Origin of the sequence: Gemmobacter serpentinus, assembly GCF_008973825.1 — a bacterium.
In the GTDB taxonomy this organism is placed as follows: domain Bacteria; phylum Pseudomonadota; class Alphaproteobacteria; order Rhodobacterales; family Rhodobacteraceae; genus Gemmobacter; species Gemmobacter serpentinus.
Map to the genome: position 1 here is coordinate 50,232 of NZ_WCHR01000006.1, position 19,899 is coordinate 70,130.

Below are 19,899 nucleotides of genomic sequence, written 5' to 3' on the forward strand. Positions count from 1 at the left end.
TGGGTTTTGTGGTTGTCGGCTGGCTTATTGCAGGTAGCCGGAGGGATCGACCGAGTCGAAGCCCTTGCGGACCTCGAAATGCACGAAGGCCGGGTTGCCTGCGCGCACCTTGGCGATGCTTTGGCCGCGTTTCACCGTGGCACCCTTGGCCACGGTCACCGCGTCGATCCCGCCATAGACCGTGAGCATGTTATCGGCATGGCGGATCACCACGATCGGCACGCCTTCGGTGTTCTTGGTGATGGCGGCAACAGTGCCATCGCCTGCGGCGGCAACCGGGGTGCCCGCAGCCGCCCCGATATCGATCCCGTCATTCTTGCCTTTTGAGTAGCCCCGGATGATCTGGCCCGAGACCGGCATCCCGAATTTGGAGCCAGAGGCGGCGGTGCGGCTGGCACCCAGATCGGCCACCGGCTTTTCTGCCGGTTTGGCGGCCGGGGCAGCGATAGCGGTGCCGGTCGGATTGGCGCCCGCAGCCGGTTTCGCGGCAGTTGCGACCGGGGGCTCATCTTGCGCAGGCAGCGGTTTCGCGGCCGAGGGCGGCACCGGGGTCGGGGTGCCGGCACCCGGAACGGTGACCGGGGTGGCCGCAATCGGCGCGCCGGTCACGGCGGCGGTGGCAGCTGCGGTCACCGGGATCAGCAGATACTGGCCTTCGCGCACGGTCAGATTGGCATCCAGGCTGTTCCAGCTCGCCAGATCCTTGGCGGTGACATTATAGGTGCGCGCAATTGTATAGGCGGTTTCGCCCCGCGCCACCTGGTGGCGCGCGGGTTCGACCCCTGCGGCCTGCGAGGTGGAGGCCGCCCCCGCCTGCCAGCCTGCTGGGCTGCTGCCGGTCGCCCCGGCCTTGTTGATCGCATTGCCCGCGATGCTGGTCACATCGACCGGGCCGGATTTGATCGGCCCGCCGACGATGCCGCCCGAGGCCGCTGGGCTGCTTTCGGCGACGCGGCGCGGCAGGGCCATGATCTCGCCCTCGCGGAGCGTGTTGTTCGGCTGGACCGCGTTGTAGCGGGCAAGTTCGGCGGCATCGACGCCGACGCGGGCAGCGAGACTTGCCACTGTATCGCCGCGCTGCGCCACCGCGACCTGATAGCCGGGATAGGAGATCACCCCGCGCCCGTCGGGCGTGGGGCGGCTTTCGGAGGCCGTGCGTGCCGCATCGGCGGTGGAGACGCCCTTGGGGCGGAAATCCCAGTCAAACGGCTTGCCGCCGCCCATCGAGCAGGCCCCAAGCAGGAGCAGCGCCGTGCCCATTCCGGCCAGATGCAGGGCGGTTGCCGCGCGCGGGCGCGGTGGGGAAAGCGGGATCGCGTGTTCAGACATGGCTCGGCCTCATGCGTGCCCGGTTTGCCCGGGTCGTTCAAATCATCGCGCATATTGTGCCGGTCCCGCTATTCCGACGCAAGCCCTTCGACGAGGGGCACGAAACGAACAGGCCGAAGTTCGTCATATTCAAAGCCGTTTGGACCGCGCGTGACCTTGATCAGGCTCTGCACCGCATCCGATTGACCAACCGGCACCACCATGATGCCGCCGGGTTTCAGCTGCGCCATCAAAGGCCCTGGCGGGTCTTCGGCGGCGGCGGTCACGATGATGCGGTCAAAGGGGGCCTGTTCCGGCCAGCCAAAGCTGCCATCGCGGGCCACCGCGGTGATATTGGTCAGATCCATCGCGCGGAACAGGTCGATCGCCTCGCGCACAAGGCGGCGGTGGCGGTCGATGGTATAGACGCGGCGCGCAAGGTGGCTGAGGATCGCGGCCTGATAGCCAGATCCGGTGCCCACCTCCAGCACCACATCGCGGGGCTGCACGTTCAGGGCTTGCGTCATCAGGCCCACGACCGAAGGCTGCGAGATGGTCTGCCCGCAGGAGATCGGCAGCGGCATGTCCTCATAGGCGCGTTCGGCAAAGATGCCGCGCACGAAGGCACCGCGACCCACCCGTTCCATCGCGGTCAGCACGCGGGCATCGGTGACACCGCGCGAGCGCAGGGCAAACAGAAAGCGCATCTTGCGTTCGGCCGGGTCGTCCTGGGGGTGATCCGGCGCCTCGCTCATGCCAGCCGCGCCGCCAGATCGGCCAGCTGGTCATGGGCGGTCAGATCGGCGCGCATCGGTGTGACCGAGATCCAGCCTTCCAGATTGACGGCGGCATCGGTGCCGGGCTCGGTCGGCCTGTGCTGCGGGCCGCCCTTGATCCACAGGAAGCGCCGCCCCGAAGGCGAGATCTGCGGTTCTGCTGAAAAGGCGGTATCGCGGCGGAAGCCCTGCGGCGCGACCTTGCGCCCCTTGACCGCAGCGGCGGGGACGGGCGGAAAATTCACGTTGTAGAACAGCCGGTAATCGGCTTCGGCCTGCCAGAGCCCATGATCCAGCAAGGCCTGGATGCAGGCTGTGCCATGCAGGCGCGCGGCTTCGAACGGGTCATCCAGCTCGCTGGTTTGCGGTCCCATATATTGCGACAGGGCAATCGCGGGCACCCCTTGCAGCGCCGCCTCCATCGCGCCGCCGATCGTGCCGGAGTAAAGCGTGTTCTCGGCAGAGTTGTTGCCGCGATTGACGCCTGACAGCACCAGATCGGGCTTGGCCCCCTGCAACACGTCATAGATGCCCGCCAGCACGCAATCGGCGGGGCTGCCCTCGGCGGCATAGCGGCGCGGCCCCAGTTTCGCGATCATCATCGGGCGGGAATAGCTGATGCAATGGCCGACACCGGATTGTTCGAAGGCCGGGGCCACCGTCCAGACCTCGCCTGCGGGGCCTGCGATCTCGGTTGCGATCGCGTGCAGAACCTCAAGGCCGGGGGCGTTGATCCCGTCGTCATTGGTGATGAGAATACGCATATCGCCCCTTTCCGTGATGATCCCTGATTAGACGAGGCACCGCGTTGCGGCAAGTCTGGTGGCGGACCTGTCCGGCGCAATCGTCAGGGTTTGGCGCGGCGTCTCTGCACGTCACGGACCGCGCTCGCCAGCGGGGCCCGTCATCTTGCAAGACTGCTGAATTGCCCGGGCGAATTTTGACGGGGACGAATTTCGACGGGGACGGGTTTCAGGAGGGGCGAGGTGGCACAAGGCGACATGGCAAAGGATGAGCCGCCGATCACGCTGCGCCCGGGGCAGGCATTCATAGGCGTGGCGTCGTTCAGCCGTGATATTCCGAATGGCTGGCGGCCAGCGGCGGCGCGATTGCGTTCACCTCCTATCCGACCGGGCGGCTGGTCTTTGTGGGCAGCCCGCCGGATGGTGGGGCGGCCACCGGGCAGGAACGGGCCTTTGCCCGCGCCATGGGCTTCGGCTTCAGCGCCGATCTGCGGCAGATGTATCTGGCGACCCAGCGTCAGATCTATCGCTTTGACAATTTTCTGCGGCCCGGCGCGCAGCATAAGTGCGGGTCGGATGCGGTCTTTGTGCCGCGGCTCAGTTGGGTCTCCGGCGATCTGGATGCCAATGACATCAGCGCGATGGCAAGCCCGGTTGCCCGGCGGTCTTCTCGGATGCGGCGATCCAACTCTGTCTGACCATCAAGGTGCTGTTCAAGCTGCCGCTTCGGCAAACGACCGTGATGGTGTTCAGCCTTCTCAAGATGGCGGAGCTGGACTGGGCAGTGCCCGCCCACACCACTCTGTGCAGGTGTCAGAAAACATTGGCCGTCCAGATTCCCTGCCGGAGCGCCGATGGCCGCCTGAACCTGCTGGTAGACATCGAGCCATGGGAACGCCACTGGTCAGAGTGACCATGCCGAAGGGGATAAAGTTCCTCGGCGATGGTGAATGGCAGGCCAGAAAGCCTGGCGTTCAAGGTCGACGCGCGCGCCATTGTCGCTCGGACCCACGGCGCGACAAGGCTCGCGGCGCAAGGTCCATCCGGCCAAGGACACTACCACTTCGGACATTCGGGCGGTGGAATTTTCCCATCGCAGCGATGGCGACAGCCCTATTCTGCCGGAGTTGCTCGACCAGATACCGGACGGCGAGGAGATCGGCACCGTGACCGCTGATGGAGCCTATGACACCCGACGTTGCCACACGGCCATCATCGACCGGCAGGCCATCGCAATCATCCCGATCCGCAAGAGCGGGCGGGCCTGGAAGGAGGATTGCCCGGCTGCAATCGCCAGAAATGAAACCCTGCGTGCCACGCGGCACTCAGGCCGGGGCATTCTGGAAGCGATGAACCGGATACCACGTCCACAGCCGGATCGAAGCGAAAATGCGGTGCCTCAAAGCCTTCGGCGAACGCATCGCCGCAAGAGACCCCGACTGCCAGACCGCCGAAATCCAGGTACGCATCGCGCTCATGAACCGCTTCTCAGCCCTTGGAACGGCCGAAATCGTCCGCACGGCCTGATCTCGAAGGGAAAAGGGGCAATCATGCCTCAGGCGTGAGTTACGCAACAACGCCCTATCAATGGCTGCACGCCGGAGCGGTGACCGGTAGGGCAAGCAGTTCCAGCTATCGTCTGATCAAAGCCGATGTCGGGGCCGGAATTGCGGTGCGGATCAGCTATGCCGACGGTCTTGGCACGCGTGAGACGCTGGTCAGCGCAGCCACCGCGTGTGTGGTCTTGGCTGCGGTGACTGGCGGCGGCAATGACACGCTGACCGGCAGGGCCGGGGCGGATCAGTTTGTCTTTGCGGCAGGCGATGACCTCATCACCGATTTAAACAAGGGCCAGAAGGATCGCCTGTTGCTGTCCGACGACCTGTGGAATGGCAAGATGACCGCGAAACAGGTGGTGCAGACCTTTGGTGAGGTCGTGAAAGGCGGCGTGATGCTGGAATTTGACAGCGGCGATTCCGTCACCATCCGCGGCATCACCAGCCTGAACGCGCTGGTCAGCCAGATCGATGTGATCTGCGGCCATGCTCCGCCTCGCGTCGAAGCGGCAGGCAAAAAGTAACTGCGCCGGAGAAGTGCTTCCCCGGCGCGGTTTGCAAGACGGATCGTTGCAGTAGGTTCGCCGCCATAAGTTCAAGCTATCCGATCTGTGTGCAACTATTCACATTGCTTATGCGAAGATGAAATCGCTTGCGTCGATCAGGCGATGGTCGAATTGCTTCAGCACCACCACATTCCCGTCAAAGCGCAGTTCCGCATCGGCCCCGCGGTCGATAACGCGGATCTTGCCGAAGCTCTGCGTCGGGCCGGTCACCACGATGCGGTCCAGATCATCGCGAAAATCGGTTATGGTGTCGCGCCCCTCATTTCTGCCGAAGACGAAACGATCCGCACCGGAGCCTCCAGTTAGCAGGTCGTTGCCCGCGCCGCCGCTGAGGCGGTCATTGCCGCTGCCACCATGAAGGGTGTCTCGCCCGTCCCCACCGTGCAACTGGTCATTTTCCATACCACCTGCGATCCGGTCATTGCCGCCAAAGCCCTTGATTGTGTCATTTCCTTCGTGACCATTGATCTTGTCGGCATATCTATTCCCGAGAATACGATCACTTTCCTCCAGGCCAGCAACATCCGCGGTCTCATAAAGTTCGTAATCGGCGATGTTGATATCCTTGACGTCGAGCACAACCCCACCGTTTTTCCTCAACGTGAATGCGCGAACGTAAACGGTGTCCCAAGGCATGTAGCCGACCATCGAAATATGGTCATAGACGCTGACGCCTTTCACGCGCGCCTCTATCAGATAGCGGTCGCTGCCCAGGTAGGTTTCCGTGACCTTACCCATCGTCGGCAAAGTGTCGCCGCGAAACAGTTGTGGGCTGCCAAAGCCGATATTGATGCCGGTTCCGAGCCGGTCATAGGCGCGAATATTCGCCATGTAAAAACACCTCTTATCGTTCAAAAATCAAATCAGCGGGCCGCCCTTACACGTCCAGCTCTTCGACAAACCGTGCATTTTCCTGAATATACTGGAAGCGCAGTTCCGGCTTCTTGCCCATCAGGCGTTCCACCAGATCGCCGGTTTCGCCCGGCTCATCCTCGTCGATGCTGACGCGGATCAGGGTGCGGGATTTCGGATCCATCGTGGTGTCCTTCAGATCCTTGGCATCCATCTCGCCCAGGCCCTTGAAACGCTGCACGTCGATCTTGCCCTTGCCGCCCAGACCCTTGGCCAACCAATGCTCCTTCTCGGCGTCATTGGCGACATAGATGCGCTTCGCGCCTTGCGTCAGACGATAAAGCGGCGGGCAGGCCAGATAGAGATGGCCCTTGTCGATCAGCGGCCGCATCTGGGTGAAGAAGAAGGTCATCAGCAGGCTTGCGATATGCGCGCCATCGACATCGGCATCGGTCATGATGATGATCTTGTCATAGCGCAGGTCATCAACCTTGAATTTGGTGCCCATGCCGACACCAAGCGCCTCGCAGATATCGCGGATCTCGGCATTGTCGCCCAATTTGTTCGACGCCGCCCCGAGCACGTTCAGGATCTTGCCCTTCAGCGGCAGCAGCGCCTGGGTCTCGCGCGAACGGGCACCCTTGGCCGATCCCCCGGCCGAGTCGCCCTCGACGATGAACAGCTCGGTCCCCTCGCGGTTCTTCGCGGTGCAGTCGGTCAGTTTCCCGGGCAGGCGCAGCCGTTTGGTGGCGGATTTGCGGGCGGTTTCCTTTTCCTGACGGCGGCGCAGCCGTTCTTCGGCGCGCAGCACAAGGAAATCAAGGATCGCCCCCGCCGATTTGGTGTCAGAGGCCAGCCAGTTGTCGAAATGGTCGCGCACCGCCCCCTCGACCCATCTTGCGGCCTCTTCGGTCGACAGCCGGTCCTTGGTCTGGCCCACGAATTGCGGCTCACGGATGAAGCAGGACACCAGCGCGCAGCCCCCCGCCAGCAGATCGTCGCGGCTGATCTGGTCGGCCTTGCGGTTCTTCACCAGATCGCCGTAAGCGCGGATGCCCTTCAGGATCGCAGCCCAGAAACCGGCTTCATGTGTGCCACCTTCGGGGGTCGGCACCGTGTTGCAATAGCTGTGGATGAAGCCATCGCGCGCCGCTGTCCAATGGATCGCCCATTCCACCGATCCGGGGACGCCGTATTTTTCCTCGAACGAGATTTTACCCGCAAAGGGCCGGTCGGAATAGGTCGAGGTATCCGACAGCGTATCGCCCAGATATTGCGCGAGGCCGCCGGGGAAGTGGAAGGTGGCCTCGGTGGGGGTTTCTCCGTCATCAATGGCCGATTTCCAGCGGATTTCCACGCCCGAGAACAGATAGGCCTTGGAGCGCACCATCTTGAACAGGCGCGCGGGTTTCAGATGCAGGCTGCCAAAGATTTCCGGGTCGGCGTGGAAGGTGACCGAGGTGCCGCGCCGGTTCGGTGCCGGGCCGACCTTGGCGATCGGCCCTTTGGGCTTGCCGCGCGAAAATTCCTGCACGAACAATTCGCGATTGCGCGCAACCTCGACCCGCAGATGATCGGACAGTGCATTGACCACCGACGAGCCCACGCCGTTCAACCCGCCCGAGGTCGAATAGGCCTTGTTGGAAAACTTGCCGCCCGCGTGCAGCACGGTCAGGATGACCTCAAGCGCGCTTTTGTCGGGGAATTTCGGATGCGGATCGACCGGCATCCCGCGCCCGTTGTCGCGGATCGTCACCGAATGATCGGAATGCAGCTCCACCTCGATGCGATTGGCATGGCCCGCCACCGCCTCGTCCATGGAGTTGTCGAGGATTTCGGCCACCATATGATGCAGCGCGCGTTCATCGGTGCCGCCGATATACATGCCCGGCCGCTTGCGCACCGGCTCCAGCCCTTCCAGCACCTCGATGGAGGAGGCGTTGTATTCTTCGGGCTGTGCCGCGAAAATATCGTTGGCCATGGCTGCTCGGGTCCTCTTGATGGGCGGTTTGAGGGCCGGATTAGACCATTCGGAGGGACGGGGCGCAAGGTGTTGCGCTCCGCCCGTGCTGGCCCCCGTCATCTTGACCGTTCAGAGGCCAATCCCTGCGGCGGCGCTTTGCGCGCAATCAGGCCGGTTCGGCGTTGCGGGTGACCCACATGGTCTGGAAGGCCGGGCGGGCCTGACACCGTTTCAGCCATTCGGCCAGCAGGGGATAGGTCTGCATCAGTTCGGCATGGCCCTGCGCATAGCGGGCACATTCGGCGACCATGATATCGGCCACGGTGAAACGGTCGAGCAGCCATTCGCGCCCTGCCAGATGCGCCTCCAGGCGGGCAAAGCCGCGCGACAGCTTGGCCGCTTCGACCGCGATCAGGCCTGCATCCTTGCCCTGCATGATGGCCAGCGAATGCGGCTCGATCGAGGTCGCGGCGAACAGCGCCCAGTTTTCCAGCAGGGCCTGTTCGGCATGGGTCTGGCCGCCAAGGCTGCCGCCATGCGCGCGCGCAATATGCAGGCAGATTGCAAGGCTTTCGCTCAGCATCAGATCGCCCTCGACCATGGCAGGGATCTGGCCGATGGGGTTCACCGCGAGATAGGCCGGGGATCGGGTATTGACCGGCGCATCGGGCGCATCGGCATCGGGCAGGCGATAGGCCTGGATCACCGGAACATGGGTGAAGGGGGTGCCGGTCTCTGCCAGCAGCCAGAGCGGGCGCGAGGCGCGCGAGCGGTAGCAACCATAGATGGTGATCATCGGGAATCCTCCTTGTTCTGGGCCGCAGTCTGGCGCGCCGGCGGCAAAGCGCAATCACGCATTGCACCACAGCGGAAAAACGCCGGAAGGACGGAGCACGATGGCTTGCAGGGCCTTGCCGTTTTGCGCCAACCTGTGCGCCATGACCGAACGCCCGCCTAGACCCGACTCGGCGCGCTTTGCCGCGCGTGACCAGAAGGCCGAGATCGTGGATCGGCTTTACGAGGTCGCGCTGGATCCGATCCGGCTGGAAGATCTGCTGGAGGTCTGGGAAGAGCGAGTGACCGCGCTGCGCCAGGGCCCGCTGGACCGGGCGGTGACGCTGGATGATCCCGAGATCGACGCCCATGTCAGCCGCGCCCGGGTGTTTCTGGACCGCTATGAGGCCGCGCGGCCCGAGTCGGGATACAGGCTGTTGCTGGATGACATCCCGCGCGCCGCAGCCTTTGTCAGCGATGGGGGGGCCCGTATCACCGCCTGCAACCGGGCGGCGCAGCGTGCCTTTGGTCTGGCCGAAGGCGGGCCCGTGGCCGATCTGCCCTTTGACCCCGCCGATATCGAGACGTTGCGCGGGGTGATCCGCAAGGTGGCCTCGGGCCGGGCAGAACGGGTGGCGACGCTGCGCATCCGTTCCGGTCTGACCGGCAGCCCGGTGATCCTGCGGGTCTCTGCCCTTGAGGAAAAAGGGCTGGCGCTGGTCCTGTCGACCGAGTTGTTCTGGCCCGAGGATTTCAGCCAGATCGTGCAAGAGGCCTTCGCCCTGACCGCCGCCGAGGTGGAGATCGTGCGTGGCATCACCCTTGGCCTGCCGCTGAAGGATATTGCCGGGCAGCGCGGTCGTTCCATCGAGACGGTGCGCACGCAGGCGCGATCCATCCTTGCCAAGACCGAGACGCATAGCCAGTCAGAACTGGTCCGGGTCGTGCTGGGCTTGATGGACGTGGCCCTGATCCCGGCCATCGCACCTGAACCCGCGCTGCCCGATGGCGCGCTTGCCGCCCTGCCTTTTCAGGAAATGCGTGCGCCGGATGGGCGTCGGCTGGACTATATCGAATTCGGGGCACCGCGCGGGCGGCCTGTGCTGTTCATGCATCTGGATTACGGGCTGATCCGCTGGCCCGCCGAGGCCGAGGCGCAGGCGCGGCGCGCCGGTCTGCGGGTGATCGTGCCGGTACGCGCGGGCTATGGCCAGAGCGCATTGCACCCCAAGGGACAGGATCATATTCAGGGTGTGGCCAGCGATTACGCGGCCGTTCTGGCCCATCTGGGGGTAAAGCAGGTGGCGGTCATCGCGCTTGGTGCGGATCTGCGCTTTGCGCTCGCCTTGGCGCAGGCAAGGCCGGGGCTTGTCAGCGGCATTCTGGGCTGTGCGGCGCAATTGCCGCTGCGCAATGCCGCGCAATATGAGCGCATGGACAAATGGCAGCGTTTCATTCTGGCCAACGCACGCTATGCGCCGAAGGTGCTGCCGTTTCTGGTGCAGGCAGGCTTCAGCCTCGCGCGCAAGCTGGGCAAGGAAAAGTTCTTTGCCCAGGTCAATGGCGGCTCACCCGCTGATATGGCGACCTTTGCCCGGCCCGAGATCCGCGCCGCCATTCTGGCGGGTTCCGAGGTCTGTCTGGGTGCGCGCGTCTCGGCGCATGAAGGGTTTACCCGAGAATGTATCAGTTCCGAACGCGACTGGTCGGCGCTGATCCATGGCTGCCCGGTGCCGGTGCAATTGTTGCAGGGGGATCAGGACCCGCAGACCCCGGTGCAGACCATCCGCGAGCTGATGACAGACTATCCAGCCCTGGAGGTGGAGTTTCTGCCCGAAACCGGGCAGTTGCTGTTCTTCAAGGAGTGGCGGCTGGTGCTGGAACGGCTGATCCCCTTGCTACCCGGCTGAGGCGCGGGGGATGTGGCACGACGGTGGAAGGGGACCGATCGGGGGGGGCTGACGGAGCAATGCCGATGCCGAAATGCGGATTGCGGGCCCGGCGCTATCTTTAGGATAGGCGGAAAATTACGACATGCTTGGGCGCAATTTTTCACGTTCCGAGGCGAGGGACGGGCTAAGCCTCGCCGATCACCTATGTGTGGCAAGCGGGTTTGATCGTCATTCGATCACGCCCGTCTCAGGGCAGGGTGGCGGGACTGGGGCCTGCCGCCCTGCTTTCCTTGCGGGCGGGGACAGGGGCGGCACATCGCCCAAATGCGCCTGTCGCCAAACTGCCACCAATCCGTCAAATCCTGCGCCGATTTGACGCGGATCAAGGTGGTCTTGGGCGGGGCAGGGCGAAATCCGATACAGTGATGTATCAGGAGACGTGCTGCCCATGGACCACAGTGTTGCCGCCACCCCGGAACCCCGCCAATCCGACTTCCCCAAGCCCGTCATGGCAGATGCAGTGGCCCCGTTGCAGCCTGGACAGGTGCCCGCAGGCCCGCGCGAATTTCCGCGCGCCACCCCCGATACGATCCGCGAGGCCTTTGAATCCGGACGTTACCCCTATGCCCGTGCGATGGGCCGTGTCCCCTATGAGGCCGAGAAGGCCCGGCTTCAGGCCGAGCTTCTGAAGGTGCAGATCTGGTCGCAGGAGACCGGGCAGAAGTTCGTGGTGCTGATGGAGGGGCGCGACGCTGCAGGCAAGGGCGGCACCATCAAGCGCTTCATGGAACATCTGAACCCGCGCTATGCCCGCGTGGTGGCGCTTACCAAACCTTCCGAGAAGGAAAAGGGCGAGTGGTTCTTTCAGCGATACATCCAGCATCTGCCAACAGCGGGCGAGATCGTCTTCTATGACCGTAGCTGGTATAATCGCGCGGGTGTTGAACGGGTGATGGGCTTCTGCACGCCATCGGAATATCTGGAATTCATGCGCCAGGTGCCAGAGTTGGAACGGATGCTGGTGCGATCCGGTATCCGGCTTTACAAATACTGGTTCTCCGTGACGCAGGAGGAACAGCGCAAACGCTTTACTGCGCGCGAAACCGATCCCCTGAAAATGTGGAAGCTCAGCCCCATCGACAAGGCCAGCCTCGACAAGTGGGCGGATTACACCGAGGCGAAAGAGGCGATGTTCTTTTATACCGACACCGCCGACGCGCCCTGGACCATCGTGAAATCCAATGACAAGAAGCGCGCCCGGCTGAACTGTATGCGGCATTTCCTGTCCAGCGTCGATTATCCCGGCAAGGATTGGGATGTGATCGGCGCACCCGATCCGCTGATCGTGGGGCGGGCGCATCAGGTGATCGGCGGAGATCGCCATCTGCTGGAGGCCGCCTTGCCGCATGATTTCAGCAAGGCGCGCAGGTAAGGGCAGGGTCTGGCCAGGACCATGGGGGCCAGATCCGCCCCTCAGATCAGCTCCACCGCCATGGCGGTCGCCTCGCCGCCGCCAAGACAGATCCCGGCCATGCCGCGCCGGAGGCCGTGCAGGCGCAGCGCATGGATCAGCGTGACCAGGATCCGCGCGCCCGATGCGCCGATCGGATGGCCAAGCGCGCAGGCCCCACCATGGATGTTCACGCGGTCTGCCGGAAGATCCAGATCGCGCATCGCCGCCATGGTCACCACGGCAAAGGCCTCGTTGATCTCGAACAGGTCGACATCGCCAAGCGCCCAACCCGTGGCCGCGGACAGCTTGCGCAATGCGCCGACCGGGGCGGTCGCAAACAGTTGCGGTGCCTGTGCATGGGTGGCGTGCCCCGCAATGCGGGCAATCGGGGTCAACCCCTGCGCCTCGGCCTCGCGCCGCCGCATCACCAGCAAAGCCGCCGCCCCGTCGGAAATGGATGACGAATTGGCTGGCGTCACCGTGCCATCCTTGCGAAAGGCGGGTTTCAGGGTCGGGATCTTGGCGGCATCGGCCTTGCCGGGCTGTTCGTCATCGCGCACTTCGCGCGGCTTGCGCCCGCCGCTGCCCACTGGCGTGATCTCGGCCGCAAAGCGCCCGGTCTGCACCGATTGCAGCGCCCGTGACAGCGAGGTCAGCGCCCAGGCGTCCTGCTCCTCGCGGGTGAAGCCATAGCTTTCGGCGCAATCCTCGGCATAGCTGCCCATCAGGCGGCCTTTCTCGTAGGCATCCTCCAGCCCGTCGAGGAACATGTGATCCAGCACCTGGCCATGGCCAAGCCGCATCCCGCCGCGCGCTTTGGGCAGCAGGTAGGGGGCATTGGTCATGCTTTCCATCCCGCCCGCTATGATCGCCCGCGCGCTGCCGGCGCGGATCAGATCATGCGCCAGCATCACCGCCTTCATCCCCGATCCGCACATCTTGTTCACGGTCAGCGCGCCGGCGCTGTCGGTCAGACCCGCGCCAAGCGCCGCCTGCCGGGCCGGGGCCTGCCCCTGACCTGCGGGCAGCACGCAGCCCATGATGACCTCCTCAACTGCCTCAGGTGGCAGGCCCGCGCGGGCCACAGCCGAGCGGATGGCGGCGGCCCCGAGATCAGAGGCCGTCAGGCTTGCAAAATCGCCCTGAAAGCCGCCCATGGGCGTGCGGCAGGCCGAAACGATCACGATCTCTTCCATTGTTGGTCCTTTCAACGCGGGGCCATGCGCAGCGCGCCATCCAGACGGATGACCTCGCCATTCAGCATCGGGTTTTCAACGATATGGCGCAGCAGGGCGGCATATTCCGCGGGCTGGCCAAGGCGCGACGGAAAAGGGACATTGGCCCCCAGACTGTCCTGCACCGCCTGTGGCAGCCCCGCCATCATCGGCGTGGCAAAGATCCCCGGCGCGATGGTCATGCAGCGGATGCCCTGCCGGGCCAGCTCGCGCGCGACCGGCAGGGTCAGCGCCGCGATCCCGCCCTTGGAGGCCGCATAGGCTGCCTGACCGATCTGCCCGTCAAAGGCCGCAATCGAGGCGGTGTTGACGATCACGCCGCGCTCGCCCCCTTCATCAGCGGTGTTGCGCGCCATGGCCTCGGCGCTCAGGCGCAGCATGTTGAAACTGCCGATCAGGTTGATCTGGATCGCGCGGGCAAAGGTTTCCAGCGCATGGGGGCCGTCCTTGCCCAGAACCTTTTCGCCCGGCGCGATGCCTGCGCAATTGGCCAGAATATCCAGCTTTCCAAAGGCGTTGAGGGCGATATCAACCGCCGCCTGACCGTCGCTGGCCTGTGTCACATCGCAATGTGAGAACCGCACATCCGGCCCGAGACCTTTGGCAATCTGCTCGCCATCGGGGTTAATATCGGCGATCACCACCCGCGCGCCTGCTGCCCGCGCCATCTGAACCACCGCCGCCCCAAGGCCCGAGGCCCCGCCGGTAACCAGCATCACCTTGCCCGCCAATTGCATCACGCCCCTCCCGTAACCGCTTGAATCGCCGCGCAGTCTAGCGCGAAAAACATGGCAAGGAATGCGGGTCTTTTCGAAGTGACGCAGCGGATTATGGATCGCGGACCTCTGTGATGGTGTGGGCGGCCGGGACGCGGCGCAGCAGACCTTTGCCGATCGGGGGGGCGATCTGCTGCCTTCGGCTTGACCCCGGCCCGCCGCAAACTAGGGTCGGCGCGATGAAACATCACCGGAATCTCAGTCTGACCTGGACGCTTGCCGCACTGGCCCTGTTTTGGGCCGCACCTGCGGCAGCGCATCCGCATATCTGGGTCGATACCGGGATCGAGGTGATTTTTGATGCCGAGGGGCGGGCAACCGCCCTGCGCATCCGCTGGGACTATGATGAGTTCTATTCCCTGCTGCTGATCGAGGAGCGCGGGCTTGATGCCGATCACGATGGCACCGCATCGGATGCGGAACGCGCGGCGCTGCAGGGCTTTGACATGCAGTGGATGGAAGACTTTGCGGGCGATACCTATGCGGCGTCTGGCGAACGCCCACTGACCCTGTCCGCGCCCGAGGGCTGGACGGCGGATTACCGGGACGGACGCCTCACATCCAGCCATCTGCGCCGGATCGACCCACCCGTCACGCTGGATCACCCGCTGCGGATCGAGGTCTATGATCCGGGATATTATTCATCCTATTCCATCGCTTACGATCCGACCTTCACACCTGCCTTGCCTGCGGGATGCCGGTTTGATCTGCAAAGGCCCGATCCCGCCACGGTGGACCGGCAATTGCTGGATCTGCTGTCGCGTTACAGCCCCGATCAGGATGTGGAGGCAGATTTTCCCGCCATCGGCAGGGAGTTCGCCGAGGCGCTGGTTCTGACATGCGGCTGAACCAGGCGCTTGTGCTGGCCGGGCTTGCAGTGGCCTTGCTGCTGGCCGCGCTTTGGCTTGGTGGTGGGTTCACCGGCTTGCGGATCTGGGCCGAGGCGGGCGCGCGGGCGGTGCAGCGCGACATGGCGGTGGCGGTGCGTGCCATTGCCACCGGCCAGCCCGGTGCCCTGACGGGGCTGCTGGCCGTGGGTTTTGCCTACGGGTTCTTTCATGCGGCGGGGCCGGGGCATGGCAAGATGCTGATCGGCGGCTATGGTCTGGCGCGGCGGGTGCCGCTCTTGCGACTGGCGGGGCTGGCGCTGATCTCCAGCCTGGCGCAATCCACCGTGGCCATCGGTCTTGTCTATGCACTGATCTTTGGTCTGGGTTGGGCGCGGGGGCAGGTGGAGGGCGTGAGCACCGCATTGTTCCTGCCGCTGAGCCATCTGGCGATCCTCGGCATTGGGGTCTGGCTGCTGATCCGGGGCATCAGGGGATTGCGGCGCGCGAAACCCGCCGGGTTACTGGGCGGCAGCCGTGTCGGCGGCGCGGTGATGCTGGGTGGCCATGTTCACGGCGCGGATTGCGGCCCCATCTGCGGCTGTGGTCATGCACATGGCCCGACGCTGGAGCAGGCGGCAGCGGTCAACTCATGGCGCGCGGGGGCGGCGCTGGTGGCGGCGATTGCGCTGCGGCCCTGTTCCGGTGCGCTGTTCCTGCTGATCGTCAGTTGGCAGATGGGTATCGCGGGGGCGGGCATTGCCGGGGTCTATGCGATGGGGCTTGGCACGGCCTTGGTGACGGTGCTGGTTGCGGGGCTTGCGGTCTGGTCGCGCGAAGGCCTGCGCGCCGCCTGGCCGCGCCGTCTGGCGCGCCTTGCCCCGCTGCTGGAACTGAGCGTGGGCGTGCTGTTGACTGCGATCACGCTGCCCTTGTTGCTGGCAAGCCTTGAGGCCGGGCCGGGGCTTGGGGCGCGGCCCGGTATGCAGCCTGCGGCATCGATGCCTGTGCCGGGCCGGATGCTGCCCGGCGAGACGCTGCCGATCAAACCGCCTCGCTCCGTTCCGGCCGAATCCAGTCTGCACTGATCCTGTCTTCACTGATCCAGTCTGGGCGGAGTCACCTCGGGCGGGGGCCAGCTCGGCCCGACCCTTGCGGTGCCTGGCCAGATCTTGTCGCGAACCGACCGGATGTCGCAAAAGCGACATGTCCTGTCGCGACACTCCCTGTCGCTGTCAGACATGCCCGAACATTGGGCAAGGCCTAGATAGACAGACATGTCGACGCTGCTTTCCCGCCCCGCCCATTTACGCGCGCTTCTGGCGCTTGGCCTGCCTCTGGTGGGCAGTCATGTCGCGCAGATGTCTTTGCATGTGGTCGATACCATCGTGATGGGCTGGTATGGCGTGCCGGAACTGGCCGCGGTCGTTCTGGGCACATCCTTCTTCTTTGTGATCTTCGTGCTGGGCTCGGGCTTTGCCCAGGCGGTGATGCCGATGGTGGCGCAGGCGCTTGGCCGTGGCGACGAGACCGAGGTGCGCCGCGCCGCCCGTATGGGCATGTGGTGGTCGATCCTGTTCGGCATCCTGTGTTACCCGCTGTTCTGGTATGCCGACCGGCTGCTGCTGCTGGCCGGGCAAAAGCCCGAGGTCGCGGCGCTTGCGGGCGACTTTCTGCATATTGCGGGGCTTGGCATGATCCCGGCATTGCTGGTCATGGCGCTGAAAAGCTATCTGGCCGCGCTGGAGCGCACGCAGGTCGTGCTTTGGGTCACGGTCGCGGCGGTCGGCGTCAATGCGGTGCTGTGCTATCCTTTGGTCTTCGGCCGCTGGGGCCTGCCCGAGCTGGGGGTGGAAGGCTCGGCCCTTGCAACCCTGCTGATCCAGATCATGACGCTGGTGATCCTTGGGCTTTATGCGGGGCTGCTGCCATCCTTGCGACACTTCCATCTGTTCCAGCGATTCTGGCGCGCCGATCCCCATGCGCTGGTGCGGGTGTTCCGGCTGGGGATGCCTATCGGGCTGACCGGGCTGGCCGAAGCCGGGCTGTTTCAGGCTGCCGCCCTGATGATGGGGTGGGTCGGCACGGTGGAGCTGGCGGCGCATGGCATCGCCATGCAGGTCACAGCGATCGGTTTCATGGTGCATGTCGGTCTGTCCAATGCGGCAACCGTGCGCACCGGGCGCTTTGCCGGTGCGGGCGACTGGCCGAACCTGCGGCGCGGCGGAGTGATGGCGATTGCGATTTCCGCCGTGGTGGGCGTCTTGCAGATGGTGCTCTATCTGACCCTGCCCGAGCAGATCATCGGCTTGTTCATCGACCGCAGCTCGGTGGAAGCCGTGCATATCCTGACCTTTGGCGGGCTGTTCCTGGCCCTTGCCGCCGCCTTCCAGATGATGGATGCGGGGCAGGTTCTGGCGCTTGGTCTGCTGCGCGGCGTGCAGGATACGCGGGTGCCGATGTGGCTGGCGGCCGTGTCCTATTGGGGGATCGGGATTCCGGCGGCCTGGATTCTGGCCTTCCCGCTGGGGTTGAACGGCGTGGGGCTATGGATCGGTCTGGTGATCGGGCTTGCCTGTGCCGCATCCGCGCTGATGTGGCGGTTCTGGAGCCGGGTGCCCAAAGGCCCGGCGGAAGACAAGACGCGGGAAGAAAGGGCGATCAGCGCCGGGATTTCTTCAACCTGATATCGCCACCATCCAGATATTCGACCTGCTGCCAGCCGAGACGGCGGTAAAAGCCTGCGGCGCGGGTGGTGGCTCCGGTTTCCAGCCAGATCGTCTCATGGTGACGAAACAGCTCTGCCTCAGCCAGCGCAACCAGGCCGGTGCCGATCCCACACCCCTCATGGCTGGGGCGCAGAAAGGCCGCAAACAGCGCGCCTTCTGCGATATCGATCATCGAAAAGCCGACGATCTGGCCTGGCTTGCCCTGATCGACCGCTTCGGCGCCCCCCGTGTCCTCAGCGACCCAAGCGCAGGGGGCTTCTGCGATCATCGCGGTGATCGCCTCGGGCGTGATGCCCATTTCGGTCAGTTCAGGCAATGTCAGCGCGTTCTCGGTGACCGCAAGGCGAACCTCGAATATGCCCGCAACATCAGCCACCCGCGCCGGGCGCAGATTAATCATCGCCCATCAATCATCGTCAGATGCGCCGCCTGCCGCCTTCATCAGACGTTCGGCTTTCTTGCGCACCAGGACGCTGCGCAGATCATGCATCGCCATCAACAGCGCGTCGGTCACCTGATCCAGCTGCTCAGGCGTGGCACGCGACTGCACCCATTGCGTCGTGGTGTTGAGGTAATCAACCGAACGGTGGATATCGTCGATATCGCGCTGTGCCAGCAGCGCCACCCGATCACGCGTCCAGTTGCGGATCAGATCGGCCTCTTCGGCGGTCAACTCGCGGTCGCCATGCGGTTTGATATTGCCGTTCTTCACATTGACGGTGGCAATCTCTTCCATGTCGATGCGGCGCTGGCGGTTCTCGGTATCGACCTTGAACACGACCGCGCCATTCTCGCGGATACGAAAGTAATAGTCAGGAAGATCGCCCGCCATATCGCCTCAATTCCCCATGCAGCGCAAAAGCGAGCCATCGGCATCGATCAGCGCAAACATCCGTGGCGCATTGCCGGGCTGGAAAAAGCCGGTCAGGCGCGGGATCGATTCTGTGTCGGCGGGCAGGCCCGCAGATTGCCAGGCCCCATGCAACGCCTCCACATCATCCACGCGGATACAGGCCGAGAACCAGCTGGTTTTCGGGTCCAGGTCGGGATGGGGGAAGAACTCCAGCTCCAGCGCATCGCGCTTCAGGATCATCCAGCCGTCATCACGAAAGCCCGTCGTGAAACCAAGCGCGCCGTAAAACGCAGCCGTCGCCGCGAAATCGCGGCTGGGCAGGTTTGCGGTGATCCGGTCGGCCATGATGCGCCTTACCTCAGCCCTTCGCAGAACGTCTTGATGCGGGCGCAGGCCTCGGCCAATGCGGCATCTGACGTAGCGTAGCTGACGCGAAAGTTCGGCGAAAGCCCGAAGGCCGCACCAAAGACCACAGCAACCCCGGTTTCCTCCAGGAGCGCCGTGGCAAAAGCCTCGTCATTCTCGATCCTCGCGCCACCCGCGCTGGTCTTGCCGATGCAGCCCGCAATATCGGGATAAACGTAGAACGCCCCTTCCGGCACCGGGCAGGTGATGCCAGGGCAGGCGTTCAGGCCCGCCACCACCAGATCGCGGCGGCGCTGGAACAGGGCCTTGTTGGTTTCCAGAAAGTCCTGCGGGCCGGTCAATCCTTCAAGGGCGGCATATTGGCTGACCGAACAGGGGTTGGAGGTCGATTGCGACTGGATCGTGCCCATGGCCTTGATCAGATGCACAGGGCCGCCAGCATAGCCGATGCGCCAGCCGGTCATCGCATAGGATTTGGACACGCCATTGGTGGTCAGCGTGCGGTCATACAGGGCAGGCTCCACCTCGGCGGGGGTGCAGAACTTGAAATCGTCAAAGACCAGATGTTCATACATGTCATCCGACAGGATCCAGACCTGGGGATGGCGCAGCAGCACATCGGTCAGCGCCTTCAGCTCGGCATGACTATAGCCCGCGCCGGTCGGGTTGGAGGGGCTGTTGAAGATGAACCATTTGGTCTTGGGGGTGATCGCCGCCTCAAGCTGTTCCGGCGTGATCTTGAAGCTGTTTTCCAGCCGCCCCTCGATGGCGACCGGCGTGCCGCCCGCAAGCTCCACCATATCGGGGTAAGACACCCAATAGGGCGCGGGGATGATGACCTCATCGCCCCGATTGCAGGTGGCCATCAGCGCATTGTAAAGGATCTGCTTGCCACCCGTGCCGACGCTGATCTGGTTCGGCGCATAGGTCAGGCCGTTCTCGCGCAGGAACTTGGCGCAGATCGCCTTCTTCAATTCCGGGATGCCATCGACGGCGGTGTATTTGGTGCGGCCCTCGTCAATGGCACGCTTGGCGGCATCCTTGATGTTCTGCGGCGTGTCGAAATCCGGCTCACCCGCGCCAAGGGCGATCACGTCGCGCCCCGCCGCCTTCAACTCCTGCGCCTTGGTGGTCACCGCGATGGTGGGCGAGGGTTTGACACGGGCGAGGGTATCGGACAGGAAGGCCATGGAACACTCCGGCAAAAGATATCGAAACTTCTTAGGCCGG

Annotated in this window: 19 protein-coding genes and 1 pseudogene; 8 read left to right on the top strand and 12 right to left on the bottom strand. The window is 64.3% G+C overall.

The features are described from left to right. Positions 1 to 24: 24 nt before the first annotated feature. The 3 genes from GBJ34_RS04285 to surE all read right to left on the bottom strand — a co-directional run bounded on the left by GBJ34_RS04285 (position 25) and on the right by surE (position 2,848). Positions 25 to 1,329, bottom strand: a complete 1,305-nt coding sequence (locus tag GBJ34_RS04285) for a peptidoglycan DD-metalloendopeptidase family protein (protein WP_151718037.1) — start codon at positions 1,327 to 1,329, stop codon at positions 25 to 27. Between the two features lie 68 nt (positions 1,330 to 1,397). Continuing rightward, positions 1,398 to 2,063: a protein-L-isoaspartate(D-aspartate) O-methyltransferase gene (locus GBJ34_RS04290; RefSeq protein ID WP_151718038.1), complete on the bottom strand. Its 666-nt coding sequence runs from the start codon at positions 2,061 to 2,063 to the stop codon at positions 1,398 to 1,400. Beyond that, positions 2,060 to 2,848 (bottom strand): 5'/3'-nucleotidase SurE, encoded by a 789-nt coding sequence (gene surE / locus GBJ34_RS04295; protein ID WP_151718039.1) that lies wholly within the window; start codon positions 2,846 to 2,848, stop codon positions 2,060 to 2,062. Before surE ends, GBJ34_RS04290 begins: the two co-directional genes overlap by 4 nt. A gap of 374 nt (positions 2,849 to 3,222) precedes the next feature. Between surE and GBJ34_RS04300 the strand changes: the two genes are divergently transcribed. From GBJ34_RS04300 to GBJ34_RS04310, 3 genes and pseudogenes are all read left to right on the top strand, one after another. Then, positions 3,223 to 3,525, top strand: coding sequence for a TIGR03032 family protein (locus GBJ34_RS04300; RefSeq protein WP_264177058.1), 303 nt, complete (start codon positions 3,223 to 3,225; stop codon positions 3,523 to 3,525). After that, positions 3,468 to 4,354 (top strand): annotated as a pseudogene (locus GBJ34_RS04305) (IS5 family transposase); the annotation flags it as partial. The gene GBJ34_RS04300 and the pseudogene GBJ34_RS04305, both read left to right, overlap by 58 nt. Before the next feature lie 34 nt (positions 4,355 to 4,388). Next, complete coding sequence (locus GBJ34_RS04310) at positions 4,389 to 4,907, top strand: M10 family metallopeptidase C-terminal domain-containing protein (RefSeq protein WP_151718041.1); 519 nt, start codon at positions 4,389 to 4,391, stop codon at positions 4,905 to 4,907. Between the two features lie 108 nt (positions 4,908 to 5,015). Here GBJ34_RS04310 and GBJ34_RS04315 read toward each other — a convergent pair whose 3' ends face one another. The 3 genes from GBJ34_RS04315 to GBJ34_RS04325 form a co-directional block, all read right to left on the bottom strand. Further along, a complete protein-coding gene (locus GBJ34_RS04315) occupies positions 5,016 to 5,780 on the bottom strand; it encodes a calcium-binding protein (protein ID WP_151718042.1) in 765 nt (254 codons plus the stop codon). Between the two features lie 46 nt (positions 5,781 to 5,826). Next, positions 5,827 to 7,782: a DNA topoisomerase IV subunit B gene (parE, locus tag GBJ34_RS04320; RefSeq protein WP_151718043.1), complete on the bottom strand. Its 1,956-nt coding sequence runs from the start codon at positions 7,780 to 7,782 to the stop codon at positions 5,827 to 5,829. Positions 7,783 to 7,930: 148 nt separating this feature from the next. Further along, positions 7,931 to 8,560 carry a glutathione S-transferase family protein gene (locus GBJ34_RS04325; protein ID WP_151718044.1) on the bottom strand — a complete coding sequence of 210 codons (630 nt, stop codon included), beginning with the start codon at positions 8,558 to 8,560 and terminating at the stop codon, positions 7,931 to 7,933. Between the two features lie 142 nt (positions 8,561 to 8,702). Between GBJ34_RS04325 and GBJ34_RS04330 the strand changes: the two genes are divergently transcribed. Both GBJ34_RS04330 and ppk2 read left to right on the top strand, forming a co-directional pair. Continuing rightward, positions 8,703 to 10,448 (top strand): LuxR C-terminal-related transcriptional regulator, encoded by a 1,746-nt coding sequence (locus GBJ34_RS04330; RefSeq protein WP_192931107.1) that lies wholly within the window; start codon positions 8,703 to 8,705, stop codon positions 10,446 to 10,448. Positions 10,449 to 10,938: 490 nt separating this feature from the next. Next, positions 10,939 to 11,862 carry a polyphosphate kinase 2 gene (ppk2, locus tag GBJ34_RS04335; protein WP_226341044.1) on the top strand — a complete coding sequence of 308 codons (924 nt, stop codon included), beginning with the start codon at positions 10,939 to 10,941 and terminating at the stop codon, positions 11,860 to 11,862. Positions 11,863 to 11,903: 41 nt separating this feature from the next. Here ppk2 and GBJ34_RS04340 read toward each other — a convergent pair whose 3' ends face one another. Next, complete coding sequence (locus GBJ34_RS04340) at positions 11,904 to 13,079, bottom strand: acetyl-CoA C-acyltransferase (RefSeq protein WP_151718047.1); 1,176 nt, start codon at positions 13,077 to 13,079, stop codon at positions 11,904 to 11,906. 11 nt (positions 13,080 to 13,090) lie between these two features. Next, positions 13,091 to 13,855: a 3-hydroxyacyl-CoA dehydrogenase gene (locus GBJ34_RS04345; RefSeq protein WP_151718048.1), complete on the bottom strand. Its 765-nt coding sequence runs from the start codon at positions 13,853 to 13,855 to the stop codon at positions 13,091 to 13,093. A gap of 218 nt (positions 13,856 to 14,073) precedes the next feature. On the opposite strand from GBJ34_RS04345, the gene GBJ34_RS04350 reads away from it, so the two are divergent. The 3 genes from GBJ34_RS04350 to GBJ34_RS04360 all read left to right on the top strand — a co-directional run bounded on the left by GBJ34_RS04350 (position 14,074) and on the right by GBJ34_RS04360 (position 17,408). Next, positions 14,074 to 14,742, top strand: coding sequence for a DUF1007 family protein (locus tag GBJ34_RS04350; RefSeq protein WP_192931108.1), 669 nt, complete (start codon positions 14,074 to 14,076; stop codon positions 14,740 to 14,742). After that, the gene (locus tag GBJ34_RS04355) at positions 14,733 to 15,809 is read left to right on the top strand and encodes a nickel/cobalt transporter (RefSeq protein ID WP_151718050.1); all 1,077 of its coding nucleotides are present in this window, start codon (positions 14,733 to 14,735) and stop codon (positions 15,807 to 15,809) included. Before GBJ34_RS04350 ends, GBJ34_RS04355 begins: the two co-directional genes overlap by 10 nt. Positions 15,810 to 15,998: 189 nt before the next feature. Beyond that, positions 15,999 to 17,408 (top strand): MATE family efflux transporter, encoded by a 1,410-nt coding sequence (locus GBJ34_RS04360; RefSeq protein ID WP_151718051.1) that lies wholly within the window; start codon positions 15,999 to 16,001, stop codon positions 17,406 to 17,408. On the opposite strand, the gene GBJ34_RS04365 is transcribed toward GBJ34_RS04360, so the two are convergent. The 4 genes from GBJ34_RS04365 to GBJ34_RS04380 are packed head-to-tail and all read right to left on the bottom strand — an operon-like array spanning position 17,383 to position 19,859. After that, entirely contained in the window at positions 17,383 to 17,850 is a 468-nt protein-coding gene (locus tag GBJ34_RS04365; RefSeq protein WP_151718052.1) for a GNAT family N-acetyltransferase, read from the bottom strand. The genes GBJ34_RS04360 and GBJ34_RS04365 overlap by 26 nt on opposite strands. Before the next feature lie 6 nt (positions 17,851 to 17,856). After that, the gene (locus tag GBJ34_RS04370; RefSeq protein WP_151718053.1) at positions 17,857 to 18,282 is read right to left on the bottom strand and encodes a hypothetical protein; all 426 of its coding nucleotides are present in this window, start codon (positions 18,280 to 18,282) and stop codon (positions 17,857 to 17,859) included. A 6-nt stretch (positions 18,283 to 18,288) separates the two neighbouring features. Then, positions 18,289 to 18,648, bottom strand: a complete 360-nt coding sequence (locus GBJ34_RS04375) for a bleomycin resistance protein (RefSeq protein ID WP_151718054.1) — start codon at positions 18,646 to 18,648, stop codon at positions 18,289 to 18,291. 8 nt (positions 18,649 to 18,656) lie between these two features. Then, positions 18,657 to 19,859 (bottom strand): pyridoxal phosphate-dependent aminotransferase, encoded by a 1,203-nt coding sequence (locus GBJ34_RS04380; protein WP_151718055.1) that lies wholly within the window; start codon positions 19,857 to 19,859, stop codon positions 18,657 to 18,659. Positions 19,860 to 19,899 lie beyond the last annotated feature (40 nt).